The following is a 13,227-nucleotide window of genomic DNA, read 5'->3' as shown; positions in this document are numbered from 1 at the left end:
AAAGGTGTCAAGCCGCGATGTCTCGGCGCCGGAAGCCGGCCATACCGGCCGCGAGCAAGGCGCAGGTGGTCAGGACCAGCCAGGGAATGGACGTCATGCCCGCCGTCGAACCCGGCAGGCTGGGGAGGTGGGTGAACGGGGAAAGGTCCAGGACCAGTTGAGGAACGCCGAAGAGCACGCCGAACTCACCGACCACGACGACCGCCGCCAGCACCACCCAGGCCAGCCCGAGCCTGCGCGGGAACAGCCCGAACAAGGCGCACGCCAACCCCGCGAGTACCCAAACCGCGGGCAGCTGCACCAGCGCGGCGGCCGTCAGCCTGCCGATCTCGGCACCGGGGTTCCCGGTCTGCAAGCCGCTCGCGAGTCCGGCGCCCACGCCGGCCGCGAGCAGCGGGACAACACTCCCGGCGATCGCGAGAAGCAGATAGCCGGTCAGCAGCCGGGTTCGCGAGACGGACGAGGCGAGGAGCGGCTCGACCCGGAGTGCCTCCTCCTCGGTGTGCAAGTGCGTGAGCGCGGATATCGCGTACACCGAGACAACGACCCCGGCGATACCGAGTTCCAGCGCGAAGAACGCGTCCGACAGGGCTTTTTCCCCGCCCAAGGCGAGTATCAGCCGCTCGGCCCGGGGGTTGTCCAGGAACTTGCCGATCCCGCCGGCAAGGTTGCCGATGACGAGACCCAGGACCAGGTAGACCGCCGTCCAGGCGAGCAGGCCCGTGCGGTTGAGCCGCCAGAGCAGGCCACCGATGCTTCGCAGACCACAGCCGGCGTGCGCGGGGCCGGCGCGGTCGGCCAGCAGGCCCGCCCCGAGGTCACGGCGGTCACTCAGCCGGACCGCGACGAGCACCAGCACGGTGGCGAACGCGAGGGGAAGCGCCACGACCCACCAGCGTTCCCCGGCGAACGGACGGATCTGCTGCGCCCAGCCGACCGGGGACAGCCAGGACAGCCATTCCGGCCCGGAGTCCCCGATGGCGCGCACGAGGTAGGCGAGTCCGAGAACGCCCCCGGTGATCCCGGTGGCCAGGCGCGCGGACCGGCACAACTGCGCGATGACCGCCGCGATCCCCCCGAACGCCCACCCCGTCGTCATCCAACCTGCCCCCAACGCCACCGACCCCGCCAAGGGCAACCCCGAGACGACGAGTCCACCGGCGGTCAGGACCCCGACGGCCAGTCCCGCGACGACGGTGACCGCGAGCGCCGCGGCGAGCGGCGCGTGCCTGCCGAGCACGCCGGAGCCGAGCAGATCGAGTCTGCCGGACTCCTCCTCCGCCCTGGTGTGACGGACCACCGTGGTGATGAGCAGCAACGCGACCAACGCGGCACCGAAACCGGTCAGCTTGAGCACCGCGGCGGCACCGAGCGAGGTGGGGTCGTAGATGCGCCCGTAGAAGGCGACCAGCGCGGGCACCGCGTTGACCGCCTCGGCGAGTACGGTCAGTTCTCGTTGGGACGGATAGAGGTCCGCGGTGGCGGCAGCCGCTCCGGCGGTGGTGGCCGCGAAGGCGAGTGTCCACAGGGGAACACGCAGGCGCTCGCGTCGGAGCGCGAGGCGGAAGAGTACGCCGGTCCCGGTCAGCGTGCTCATCGAGGTTCCAGGGCAGGCTCGCGATAATGGCGCAGGAAGAGTTCCTCCAGCGTCGGAGCCTGGCTCGTCAGACCCAGGACTCCGGCGCGGCCGAGCGCGGCGAGAACCACACCGAGTTCCGCGTTGTCGACGGTCAGCCGGACGGTTTCCCGGTCCTGGCTGAAATCGTGGACACCGGGCAGTGCCGCGAGCCCGTCCGGTGGTCCGGTCAGCCGCGCGGTGAGCGATGTCCGCGTCAGGTGCCGGAGTTCGTCGAGGCTCCCGGTGTCGACCACGCGTCCGCCCCGGATGATGCTCACGCGGTCGGACAGCGCTTCGGCTTCGGAAAGGATGTGGCTGGACAACAGCACGGTCCGGCCGCGGTCGCGTTCCTCCCGGATGCACCCGCGGAAGGCGTCTTCCATCAGCGGATCGAGGCCGGCGGTCGGTTCGTCGAGCAGGAGCAGTTCGGCGTCGGAGGCCAGCGCGGCCACGACGGCGACCTTCTGGCGATTGCCTTTCGAATACGCGCGTCCCTTGCGGGTCGGATCGAGATCGAACAGGTCCAGAAAGCGGTCACGCCGGCGCACGTCGATGCCGCCGCGAAGCCTGCCGAGCAGGTCGATCACCTCACCGCCGGTGAGGGTCGGCCAGAGAGCCACCTCGCCGGGCACGTAGGCGAGACGCCGGTGAAGCGACACCGCGTCACGCCAGGGGTCCCCGTCCAGCAGCCGCATCTCGCCGGCATCGGCCTTCAGCAGTCCCAACAGGAGCCGCAACGTCGTCGTCTTGCCCGCGCCGTTCGGCCCGAGGAAGCCGTGGACTTCGCCGGTCCGGACGGTCAGGTCCAGTCCGTCCAACGCCTGGGTGCGGCCGAAGCTCTTCCGCAGGCCGCGGATCTCGATCGCGTTCATCGGGCGGCGTCCAGCAGGACCCGCCGTTCCGCGGCCGCGATCGCGCGCCGGGACGCGTCCACCGCGTCGGGGTTGACGGAGATCGACGTGATCCCGAACCGCACGAGGTGCTCCGCGAAGCCCGGCTTCACCGAAGGTGCCTGACCGCACAAAGAGGAGGTGATCCCCGCGTCCCGGGCGGCGCCGACGATCCGTCCGATGGTGTCGAGCACGGCGGGGTCGGCTTCGTCGAACAGTTCCGCGCAGACCGCCGAATCCCGGTCCACCCCGAGAACCAGCTGGGTGAGGTCGTTGCTGCCGATGGACACACCGTCGATGCCCATCCCGGCGTACTCCGGAAGCCAGTGCACCACCGACGGGACCTCCGCCATGATCCACCGACGCAGTCCACGCTGCCTTCCGAGCGGGCTCGCGTCGATCAGCTCGAGGCAGGCCTCCAGCTCCCACTTCGTACGGACGAACGGGATCATGACGTGCAGGTTCGGTGTCTGTTCCCGCACCCGGGCGAGTGTGCGCAGTTCGAGGTCGAACAGGTCCTTTTCCCGTACATAACGGAAGCAGCCGCGGTAGCCGATCATCGGATTGCTCTCGACGGCTTCGTAGGCCTCACCCCCGGCGAGTCCGCGGAACTCGTTGCTGCGCAGGTCGGTCGTCCGGTAGATGACCGGGCGGGTGCCGAACGGACGCGTGATCCGCAGCAGGGACTCGGCCATCGAGTCCACAAAGGACTCCTGTTCGCCCTTGGCGATGAGGTCACGGGGATGGCGCCCGTCCAGCGCCTCGGTCAGCAAGAACTCCGCCCGGAGCAATCCCACCCCGTCGACCTGCCGCGCGGCGGCCTCCTCGGCATGGTCCGGCATGGCGAGGTTCACGTACAGCCGGGTTCCGATCGTCTCGGCCGCGACGGGCGCGGCGATCGGTTCGGTGTGCGCCTGGGGCCGGGTGTAGCCGGACCGCACCTCTCCGGTGGTGCCGTCGACCGTGACAGGTCCGCGTCCCGCGAGTACCCGTGTCGCGTCACCGGTGCCGACGACGCAGGGAACCCGCAGCTCCCGCGCCACGACGGCGGCGTGGCAGGTCATGCCGCCACCGTCGGTCACGAGCGCCGAAGCCCGCCGGATCGCGGGTACCCAGTCGGGGTTGGTCATCGGTGCGACCAGGACCTCGCCGTCCCGCAACTGCCCGCCTTCGGCCGGATCACGCAGCACACGTACCGCTCCGCCCCCGATGCCCGGCGACGCGGCCAATCCCGTGACGAGGACGTCCGGCGTCTGCTCACGATCCGGCGGCAGCGTGGTGACCGGCCGGGACTGGACGACCCAGATCTCCTTGCCCGTCATGGCGAACTCGATGTCCTGGGGCGTTTCGTAGTGGTCTTCGATCCTGGTCGCGAGCCGTGCCAGCTCGAGGACGGTCGCGTCGTCGAGGACCCGGCGGCCCGCCGTCTGCGCGGGAAGCGCGACTTTGACGTCTCCCCCGCCCACCTCGGCGATGATCTTGTGGGACTTGCTGCCGACCCGCGCCGAAACCAGCTGCAGGTCTTCCTTGGCCACCAAGTAGGTATCCGGTTCGACCGCACCCGAGACGATCGCTTCGCCTTGACCGAAGACCGCCTCGATCACCAGGCGGTCCCGATCGCCGGAACGCGGGTCCGCGGTGAAGATGACCCCGGAGCGATCGGCGGTGATCATCTTCTGTACCACCACGGCGATCGCGGGTTCTCCGGTGAAGCCACGGCCGGCCCGGTATCCGATCACCCGAGGGGAGAACAACGACGCCCAGCAGTCGACGATCCGCTCCCGGACGGCGTTGTCCCCCCATACGTTGGTGAAACTGGCGTTCATGCCGGCGAACGAGGCTTCCGCACCGTCCTCCCCCGTCGCCGAGGATCGGACCGCGATGGGCGTCGACTGCCCGACCCCGTGATAGGCATCGATCACCTCGGTCAGGACAGCGGCCGTCATCCCCGCCCGGTGGACCAAAGCGCGCAACTCGTCGCACAGCCCGGACAGCTGCTCCGGCACGTCCGCGGACGCGAGCGCCTTCTCGTGCAGCTCCGCGATCTCACCACGCACACCCGCTTCGTCGAGTGAGGCGAGATACGCCTCACGAAGCACGACGAACCCCGGAGGGACGGAGAATCCGGCGGTGATCAGCTCACCGAGATTCGCGCCTTTCCCGCCCGCCGATTCGGCGTCGACGAGGCTGACCGCCGACAAGTCGCGTACGTAGCTCATCGCTTTCCCTCCGGACGTTGGCCTTCCATGGAATCCATGCTCACCGGAGGTGCGGTCGCCGCTCTGCTGTCCAAGGTCCCGGCGCGCCGGGACTTCGTCCCCACGGCCGGGCCTCGGCGGGTCAGCTGCCGAGATGAACGGGCTTTTCGGTGACGCCCTCGATATCCGCCGCGGCCGCGTCGAGCAACCGGTGCGCGAGCTCGCTCAACGCACGGGAGGCGGCCAGTTCGTCACCGATCTCGGGCACATTCGCGTCCAGCGGATTGAGTCGCGCGACCCCCACCCCCGTCAAGCCGGTGTCATCCCGGTTGACCAGTCGCGCGGTCGCGCGTGTCCGCGCTTCGTGCTCGTCGATGAAGATCTCCACGGTCCAGCGTTTCTCCTGCATTCGTGTCTCCTCGGTCCGTTGTCAGCCCTACGGGCCCACCGTGTTCCGGCGGCGGCACCGGTCGAAAGTGCCGAAGGTCCCGGCTCGCCGGACGGCCTCGCGATCGGGGCTGTTCGGCCCTAGCCGCCCGCCCGCGCCCCGAGAACCGTTGGACGGGTCCGATCCGCGAAACACCGGTCGGCGACGCCGGGGGAAGGGAATCCGATGTTCCGCACCGCCATCCCGCTCGGCCGGTGGGCCGGGGTCGTCGTACGGGCCCACTGGTCGGTACTCGTCGTGCTCTACCTGATCACCGACCTCCTCGCGTCGGTCGTCCTGCCCCAAGCGGCTCCGGGTGTGCACACCTCGTGGTACTGGATCACCGGTGGGCTCACCGCGACGGGCTTCCTCACTTCGCTTCTTCTCCACGAGCTCTCCCACGCCGCGGTCGCGCGGCGCCACGGCGTGAAGGTCAGGCGGATCACGCTCTGGATTCTCGGTGGCGCCGCCGAGCTCGAGGACGAACCTCCGACACCGAAAGCCGACTTCCGGATCGCGGTGGCGGGCCCGCTCGCCAGTCTGCTGATCGGCGGCACCGCGCTCGGTGGCGCCGTCCTGGCCGCGGGGGCGCTGCCACCGCTGCCGGTCGGTGGCCTGGCGTGGCTGGGGGTCAGCAACCTCCTGCTCGCGGTGTTCAACCTGCTGCCCGGCGCGCCACTGGACGGCGGCAGGATCCTGAGGGCGGTCATCTGGTGGCGGCGAGGGGACCGTGCCCGGGCAGGCGCCATCGCCGACAGGTCCGGCCAAGTGCTGGGCGCCGTCCTGGCCGTGGCGGGTTTCGCGCAACTGCTCTTCCTCGGACAGTTCACCGGCCTTTGGCTCGTCCTGCTCGGCTGGTTCCTGATCTTCGCGGCACAGGCCGAATTCGCCGCCGGTCCGTTGCGCGAGCGGCTCGCTGGGTTGCGGGTGGGCGACATCATGAATTCCTCACCGGTGATCGCGCCCGGCTGGTGGACGGTGGACGCCTTCGCCGAATACGCCGCGGGTGCCGGCCACGAACGGGTTTTCCCGGTGATGTCGTTCGACGGCGTTCCTGTCGGCATCGTCAGCCTCGGCGATCTGAGCAAGCTGCCCGCCGACGCCCGGCGTGCGACCAGGGTCACCGACGTCGCGCGGAAGGATCAGGCGGTCACGGTCGTCGGCGCCGACGCAGAGGTCGCCTCGCTCATGGAGCGAGGCTTTCCCCGATCCGGCCGCGACCTCGTCCTGGTCACCCGGGCCGGCGGTCTGGCAGGCGTGGTCGGAGCCGACGACCTGGCGTGGGCCTTCGAGCTGACCGCGTTGGACCACCGCCCTCGGATCGCCGATGGTCGAACGCCGACGTTCGACCACCAATCAGTGAACTGACGCTTTGTCGCCGACACGAACCCGCTGCTCCCACACGTCCCGAAAAATGGCTTTCGCGACACCGACAGCGCCGGGACGCGGGCCGAGAGCCAGCCAGACGACGACAACCGCATGCCCCTCAAAGCGTGAAGTAGGCCTCTTCCTCCTGCGCGAAGTGAAGCGTGAGAATCGCGTCGAGGCCGTAGAGGGTCGCCCTGAGGTCGTCGACCTGGTCCGGCCGGATGCCGTCCGGCGCCTCGTCGAGGTGCCTGCGCAGCCGACGGATCAACCGCTCGATCTCGGCGTGCTCCCGGCTCATCGTGGCCGTGCTGTCCGGACCTCCCAGCACTTCGGCCACCGCCGGATACAGCTGTTCCTCCTCGGCCCGTTCGTGTGGCAGAAGCCGCTCCGTAAGCACCTTGCCGGCCTGCCGGACCGCGTCATCGGCGTCCGGCCCCGCGCCTTCGGCCAGTGCGTCCGCTGCCAGGCGCACCGCGGAACGGACCGGCAGCAAGGTTTCGTGCTCGCCGGCGAATCGCCGGACCAATCCTTCCGGCGCGCGACGGCGAGACGCTCGCGGAGCCAGAAGAGCACGGAGCGAATTCCCGATGACGGCGATGTCGATCCCCTCCTGCACCAACGCCCCCAGCACGGGTGCCAACCATCCGCCTGCCGCCGCGAGCATGGCGAGCACGGACAAGCCGGTGCCGATCCCGGCGCTCTCGACAGCCAGTCGCCTCGCCCGGCGCGCGATGTCCACCGCGTCGGCAAGCCGGTCGATGCGGTCGTCCAAGATCACCGCGTCGGCGGCCTGCACCGCCGCCGTCGAACCGCGTGAGCCCAGAGCGATGCCGACACCCGCGGCCGCGAGGGCGGGAGCGTCGTTGACCCCGTCCCCGACCATGGCGGTGACCGCGCGTTCGTTCTCCTCGCCTACGAACGAGATCTTGTCCCCTGGAGAACATTCGGCGTGCAGGTCGTCGAGGCCGAGCAGCGCCGCCACCTCCTCCGCGTTGCCGACGCGATCGCCGGTGAGCAGGACGATCCGAGTCAGCCCCGCCGCGCGCAGACGGCGCAGCGTCCGGGCCGCGTCCGGCCGGAGCCGGTCCCGTACCAGCAGCGCGGCGACCGGCTTGTCGTCCTCCTCGACCCAGATCACGGAGGCCAGGTCGAGCCTTCCCCGTCGTTCCACGCCGTGCGCCCAGCCGGGAAGCAGGCTCCCGGACCGCCTCCCCACCCGGACTTTCTTCCCGTCCACCATTCCCTCGACCCCGCGGCCCGGCGTCTCGGACACGACCTCGGCGGGCGATACCCCGAGTCCAGCGGCCTTCGCCGCCCGCAGGACACATCCGGCGAGCACATGCGGCGAGTACCGCTCCACCGCCGCGGCGATACCGAGAACGCGATCGGCCGAGTCGTCCGGAGCGCAGACCACGGCAGTGATCTCCGGGCGGCCCTCGGTCACGGTGCCGGTCTTGTCCATCGCGAGGGTGCGGACCCGGCCGAGCAGTTCCAGCGCGGCGCCGTCCTTGACGACCACACCCGACCGCGCCATCCGGGACATTCCGCCGGTCACCGCGACCGGTACGGCGAGGAGCAGCGGGCAAGGCGTGGCGGTGACGAGTACCGCGACCGCACGCGTCGGATCCGCGGTGAACGCCCAGGCGAGGGCGGCGATGACGAGTGCCGTCGGCAGGAACCACACCGCCACCCGATCCGCCAGCCGCGCGATCGGCGCGGTGGCCGAAGCGGCCTGCTCGGCAAGCCGGACGACCCCGGCGTAGGTGCTGGCGTCGGCGGTCGCGGAGGCCACCACTTCGACAACGGAGCCCGCGTTGACGACACCACTGCGGACCTCTTCCCCCGAACGATCGGCGGGCTCCGCTTCTCCGGTCAGGGCGGACTCGTCGAAGATCCCTTCACCGCGGACCAGGCCGTCCACCGGAACGACCTCGCCGGGCAGGACGACGACCAAGTCGCCCGGTAGCACGGAGGCGGCCGGAACCACCTCGACGAGGTCGCCCCGGCGCACATGGGTCGAAGTCGGTGCCCGTGCCAGCAGCGCGGACAGGTCGCGGCCGGCCCGACGACGCGCGGCCGCTTCGAGTACCCGGCCGGTCGCGACCATCGCCGCGATGATCGCCCCGGCGAGGTACTCCCCGACCGCGACAGTGCCACCGAGCGCGAGCACCGCGAGCACGTCGGCTCCCCATCTGCCCGCCCGCAGGTCGGCGAGTACCCAGAGCGTCGCCGGTACGAACATCACCACGGTGGCGCCCGCCCACAGCACCGAGGCCGTCGCCGGGCCCCAGATGCGGGCGATACCGCCCGCGGCGAGCAGCGCCAGCACTCCGGCCAGGAGAAGCGTTTCGCGAGACGGGGGCCATCGGGACTTCGTCATCCGGTCGGCCTGTTCGCCTCGTCGTCCCACCCGAAACGGAGCTCGTCGACGACTTTCACGACGCCGGCGATCCGCCGTGCCAGTGCCGACAGCACGACGGCCTGGCTCCGTCGTTCGACCACGCCTCGCAGGGTCACGACCCCGTTTTCCACCTCTGCCCGCACCTCACCCCTCGCCGGACGCCGGACCTGTTCCGAGATGTCCCGCAGGACCTCGTCACGGATCTCCGCGTCCGTCCGGACGAAGGCGCGTACGAGATCGGCCCGGCTGACGATCCCGGTCAGCTTGCCGTCGCGGTCGACGACCGGTAGCCGCTTGACGCGATGGCCCACCATCAAGCGGGCCGCCTCCGCGACCGGAAGGCCGTCTTCGACGGTGATGGCTGGGCTGCTCATCACGCTCTCCGCCGTACGTCCGTCCGCTCTGGACCGGATACCCGGCAACTTCGGCCGCGGGGCGGCGACCGACTCGACCTGCCTGAGCAACAGGTCGGCCTCCGAGACGACACCGATGACAGCGCGGTCGTCATCCACGACGGGGACGGCGCTGATCCCCCGGCCCGCGAGGACGCCCGCGATCTCCGCGACCGGGGTGCCCTTCAGCACCGAGCAGACCTTTCGGGTCATGACGTCGCGGACGGCCGTTCCGGTCATGACGGACGCTCTCCGTCCTCTTCGGCCGGTTCCTCACGCTTCCGCGCGCGATAGGACTCCGCGGCGAAGTATCTCCGCATCGCCGCCTCCGCCAACTCACCCGAAGAACGGGACGGACCGGATCCGGCGGCGATCGCGTCCCGTGCTTCCTTGGCCGCGCGCGCGTTCTCGACGTCGTTCATGTTCTGCTTCCTTTCTTGGTGTACTGCGGAATTTCGGTATCCGCGCGGACGACGGCGACCGGGCACCATGCCCGGCCTGCCAGGCCTTGGCTCACCGAGCCGAACAGCATCCCGGCGAATCCGCTCCGGCCACGGGTTCCGACCACGATCAGACCGGCTCGTTCGCCGTACTCCCGGAGGGTCTTGCCCGCTCGTCCCCGGACCACCACACAGCCGAAAGGAACATCCGGATACTCGTGTGCCACCGAAGACACCTCGACGGCCAAGGCACGTCGCGCGGAGTCGTGGACGACTCTCGATCCGCCGAGACGCCGCACGCCTGGCTGAACGGCGCCCAGCTCGCTCCACGTCCTGAGGGCGGTCACCGAGGTTCTCAGCTCTGCCGCCTCCTGGAAAGCGAAGCGCACGGCGGCCGCCGAGGCGGGCCAGCCGTCGACACCGACCAGTACCGGACCGGGACGCGCGTCGCCATCGCGGACTATCACGAGCGGGCACTGTCCGTGGTTCGCCAGCGCGAGTCCCGAAGAGCCGAGCAGGAACCTGCCGACACTTCCGAATCCGCGAGAACCGAGGACCACGAGAGCCGCCCGGCGCGATTCCTCGACGAGTACCTCCTTCGGGTCTCCCTCCACGACCTCCGTCGTGATGGCCAGGCCGGGCGCGGCCTCCGCCGCGGTCTTCCGGGCGCCGCTCAAACGCCGGACCGCGGTCTCCCGCATGGCTTCACGCACCTCCGCCGCGGTGACCTCCAACGTCGGGTAGTCACGCCCGGCCGATTCGTACGCGGACACGAGCCGCAGGGGTAGCCCGCGACGCAGGGCCTCCCCCGCGGCCCATCTCGCCGCTTCCACCGCGGACCGCGAACCGTCCATCCCGGCCACCACCGGATTCGGCCGACCGTCGCCGGATCTTTCAGTCATGTTCCGACCGCCTTCCACGGAGCGCTACAGCCAAGCCTGCCTTGGTCACGGCGGCCAGGTCAGTGCCCGCCGCCCCGAGGTGCCGGGTCGTTGGCCCGCCGAGCGCGGGACGTTCGGCCCTGACGCCGGACACGGGTTCGGACGACCGTTTGACTTTCCGGAGAGGAGACCTCGCGATGCGCGACACGGGAACTCGGCTTCATGAAGGTGGGCGGTCCACGACGGCGGGCCACCCCACTCTGCTCGACGTCTTCGCGCCATGCCCGGCCTTCGTTCTCGCGGAGACCGCACGGGTCGACGTGCCGGCCGACGCGCTGTACCGGGCGATCGGCGAGCTCCGGGCCGCGGACGTGCGTTCGCCGTTGGTCCGGACGCTCGTCCGCGCGCGAGGCCTCCCCCAGACGCTCCGCGGGCACGGGCACTGTCCCGATCTCGGCGAGACCATGCTCGGCGAACGATGCGTCTTTCTCGGCGAGCGGCCAGGGGAAGAGCTGGTCCTGGGCGCGGCTGGCCGGTTCTGGACCGCCGTTCCCGAGTGGTACGAGGTCACGGCGGAATCCTTCCGCGAGTTCGCCCATCCCCGCAGCGGCACGATCGCCATGGGGTTTACCGTGACGCCGAGCGAGGGAACGGGCTGCCGGTTGACCATCGAGACCAGGATCACCGTCACCGACCCGGCCGCCCGGCACGCGATAGCGCGCTACTGGCACGTGATCAGGCCCGCCGCCTGGCTCACCACCCGTGCGCTGCTCGACACCATGGCAGCGCGCGCCGTCGCGCTCACCGGTTCGTGAGCGCGACGGCGTCGGTCACCGCGTCGTCCAGCGCGGTGACCAGCAGTCCGGGGTCGGGCACGAGCGACCGATCGGTCCCGAAACCGAACCGGACGAAACCCGCGTAGCTGAACACACAGACCGTGACGGCTTGCTTCCCGCTGCACGGCGCCCAGCCCACGATTCCTTCGACAAGAGCCCCGGCGAGTTCGCCCGGCCGGCGTGGTCCCGGGACATTGGTCAGCACACCCACCGCCTTGGCCGCGAAGAACCGCGTCAAAGGTTCCGAGACGATCTCCGGTGCCCGGCCCGCCAGCCACTGGACGCCGAACGTCAGGGCCGGCTCGAGTGACTCGCGAATACTCGAGACACGACGGTGCACGTCATCCAACCGCTCTCGGAAGTTCCTTTTGCGCAAGGGGAAACCTGCCAGTATCAGCGCGAAGTCGTTGCCAAGGTCCCGAGGAAGCGCATCATCGAAGTCCGAACGGCTCACCGGGATGAGCCAATTCATCTCCGCCTCGCCGCTTCCCGAAGTGGTTTCTTGGGCGTACCGCTCGAAAGCGGCCATGATGAGGGCCACGCACACGTCGTTCACGCTTGTTCCGGTGGCATGCCCCACGGCGGCGAGGAGATCCAACGGCACGGCGTTTCCCCAGGCGGCGGTCTTCTCCGGTCCAGGCTCTCCCGACCAGAGCGCACCGGACGCGGCGGGCGCCAGAAGGCCGAGCGCACCCTCGACGGTGTTGCGCGCGGTGAACCCCTGCCCCATCAGCCACCTCACCGCGGTGGCCGGACGGGACGGCAGCGCAGACGTCACGGCCTCCGCGACCGCGCCGGTGAAACCCGCCACCGTGCTCAGGCCGAGCAACGGCCAGCCCAGGGTCACGCGCGCGACCGGTCCCTCCAGTCGCTCGCCGAACCCGTTGAGTGCTTTCACCACCTTCGCCGCGGCTCTCGAAGGCGCGCGGGAAAAGTCGACTCCACGCGGCCCCACCCCACCGATTCTCGCCGGGTGGGCGTCCCCGGCCACCGGGTCGAACAGTCCGAAAAGGACTTGAACCAGCCGGATTCCGTCCGCCATGGCATGGTGCGAGCACAAGACGACCGCCGACCCCGCGCCGTAACCGCGGACGAGCTCCATCGTCCACAAAGGATGCTCTGGATCGAGGAGCCGTCCTCTCCGCGCCGCGACCAGGTCCTGCAGGACCTCTCTGGTCCCTGGCGGGGGCAGTTCACTCACCGTCAGATGCCGGTCCAGGCTGAACTCCAGGTCGTCCTCCCAAAACCATGTACCACCGTCGAGGACCGGGCGGCGGGTGAACACCGGATAGCGTCCGATCAGCCGGTCCGCGACCACACGCTTGAGGCGCTCGGGGTCCACTTCGGTCGACGTCCAGAGCACGGCCGTGATGAGCATCGGGTTGGCGGGCCCGTCCAGTTTCAGCCACAATCTGTCCTGCGCGCTGATCGGGCTGCGCGGACGGCGGTCACCGGTCACGACCAGTGCCGCACGGCGATGGCCTCCTGCACGGCCGAGAGCCGGGCGCGCTCCGCTTCGTCCGCGGCGTTCTGCTCCTCCTCTGTCACGACAACGGCGTCCGGGCCGGGAAAGACCGTGGACACATGGTCGTCCTGGGGCCAGCGCACGACATAGGGTGGTGTTCCGTCCGGATTGCGAACCTCGATGATCAGGCCACGCTGGTCCGGCTTCCCGACCGCCGGCCCTTTGATGACCAGCCAATCTCCTCGCTGTGCACGCATGGGGTTCCGCCTTCCGCTGTGGCCGGCACGATTCTTTCGGTTGCTCGTCCTTCA

The 13,227-nt window shown here is 70.1% G+C and carries 12 protein-coding genes; 2 read left to right on the top strand and 10 right to left on the bottom strand.

Going from position 1 to position 13,227, the window contains the following annotated elements:
* Positions 1–7 precede the first annotated feature (7 nt).
* The 4 genes from CVV72_RS05295 to CVV72_RS05280 all read right to left on the bottom strand — a co-directional run bounded on the left by CVV72_RS05295 (position 8) and on the right by CVV72_RS05280 (position 5,115).
* The gene (locus tag CVV72_RS05295) at positions 8–1,597 is read right to left on the bottom strand and encodes an ABC transporter permease (protein ID WP_219151301.1); all 1,590 of its coding nucleotides are present in this window, start codon (positions 1,595–1,597) and stop codon (positions 8–10) included.
* Positions 1,594–2,490 (bottom strand): ABC transporter ATP-binding protein, encoded by an 897-nt coding sequence (locus CVV72_RS05290; protein WP_219151300.1) that lies wholly within the window; start codon positions 2,488–2,490, stop codon positions 1,594–1,596. The genes CVV72_RS05295 and CVV72_RS05290 overlap by 4 nt, the downstream gene beginning before the upstream one ends.
* Positions 2,487–4,727: a phosphoenolpyruvate synthase gene (gene ppsA / locus CVV72_RS05285; protein WP_219151299.1), complete on the bottom strand. Its 2,241-nt coding sequence runs from the start codon at positions 4,725–4,727 to the stop codon at positions 2,487–2,489. The genes CVV72_RS05290 and ppsA overlap by 4 nt, the downstream gene beginning before the upstream one ends.
* Positions 4,728–4,848: 121 nt before the next feature.
* Entirely contained in the window at positions 4,849–5,115 is a 267-nt protein-coding gene (locus CVV72_RS05280; RefSeq protein WP_219151298.1) for a DUF1876 domain-containing protein, read from the bottom strand.
* A 204-nt stretch (positions 5,116–5,319) separates the two neighbouring features.
* Here CVV72_RS05280 and CVV72_RS05275 point away from each other — a divergent pair, with 204 nt between their 5' ends.
* Positions 5,320–6,501, top strand: a complete 1,182-nt coding sequence (locus CVV72_RS05275; RefSeq protein ID WP_219151297.1) for a site-2 protease family protein — start codon at positions 5,320–5,322, stop codon at positions 6,499–6,501.
* A 118-nt stretch (positions 6,502–6,619) separates the two neighbouring features.
* Here the strand turns inward: CVV72_RS05275 and CVV72_RS05270 are convergent, their stop codons facing one another.
* Genes CVV72_RS05270 through CVV72_RS05255 form a run of 4 tightly spaced genes read right to left on the bottom strand, consistent with a single transcriptional unit; the run spans position 6,620 to position 10,636 of the window.
* Positions 6,620–8,881 (bottom strand): heavy metal translocating P-type ATPase, encoded by a 2,262-nt coding sequence (locus CVV72_RS05270; RefSeq protein WP_219151296.1) that lies wholly within the window; start codon positions 8,879–8,881, stop codon positions 6,620–6,622.
* On the bottom strand, positions 8,878–9,534 hold the full coding sequence (locus tag CVV72_RS05265; protein ID WP_219151295.1) for a CBS domain-containing protein: 657 nt from the start codon (positions 9,532–9,534) through the stop codon (positions 8,878–8,880). Before CVV72_RS05265 ends, CVV72_RS05270 begins: the two co-directional genes overlap by 4 nt.
* Entirely contained in the window at positions 9,531–9,716 is a 186-nt protein-coding gene (locus CVV72_RS05260) for a hypothetical protein (RefSeq protein WP_219151294.1), read from the bottom strand. Before CVV72_RS05260 ends, CVV72_RS05265 begins: the two co-directional genes overlap by 4 nt.
* Complete coding sequence (locus tag CVV72_RS05255; protein ID WP_219151293.1) at positions 9,713–10,636, bottom strand: universal stress protein; 924 nt, start codon at positions 10,634–10,636, stop codon at positions 9,713–9,715. Before CVV72_RS05255 ends, CVV72_RS05260 begins: the two co-directional genes overlap by 4 nt.
* A gap of 176 nt (positions 10,637–10,812) precedes the next feature.
* On the opposite strand from CVV72_RS05255, the gene CVV72_RS05250 reads away from it, so the two are divergent.
* The gene (locus tag CVV72_RS05250; protein ID WP_219151292.1) at positions 10,813–11,430 is read left to right on the top strand and encodes a hypothetical protein; all 618 of its coding nucleotides are present in this window, start codon (positions 10,813–10,815) and stop codon (positions 11,428–11,430) included.
* On the opposite strand, the gene CVV72_RS05245 is transcribed toward CVV72_RS05250, so the two are convergent.
* On the bottom strand, positions 11,417–12,910 hold the full coding sequence (locus tag CVV72_RS05245; RefSeq protein WP_219151291.1) for a WS/DGAT domain-containing protein: 1,494 nt from the start codon (positions 12,908–12,910) through the stop codon (positions 11,417–11,419). The genes CVV72_RS05250 and CVV72_RS05245 overlap by 14 nt on opposite strands.
* On the bottom strand, positions 12,907–13,173 hold the full coding sequence (locus CVV72_RS05240; RefSeq protein WP_219151290.1) for a DUF1918 domain-containing protein: 267 nt from the start codon (positions 13,171–13,173) through the stop codon (positions 12,907–12,909). The genes CVV72_RS05245 and CVV72_RS05240 overlap by 4 nt, the downstream gene beginning before the upstream one ends.
* Positions 13,174–13,227: the final 54 nt, after the last annotated feature.

Origin of the sequence: Amycolatopsis sp. TNS106, assembly GCF_019330265.1 — a bacterium.
GTDB classification, from domain to species: domain Bacteria; phylum Actinomycetota; class Actinomycetes; order Mycobacteriales; family Pseudonocardiaceae; genus Amycolatopsis; species Amycolatopsis lurida.
Note: the sequence above shows the minus strand (reverse complement) of the source record. Positions and strands in the feature narration are given on the sequence as shown.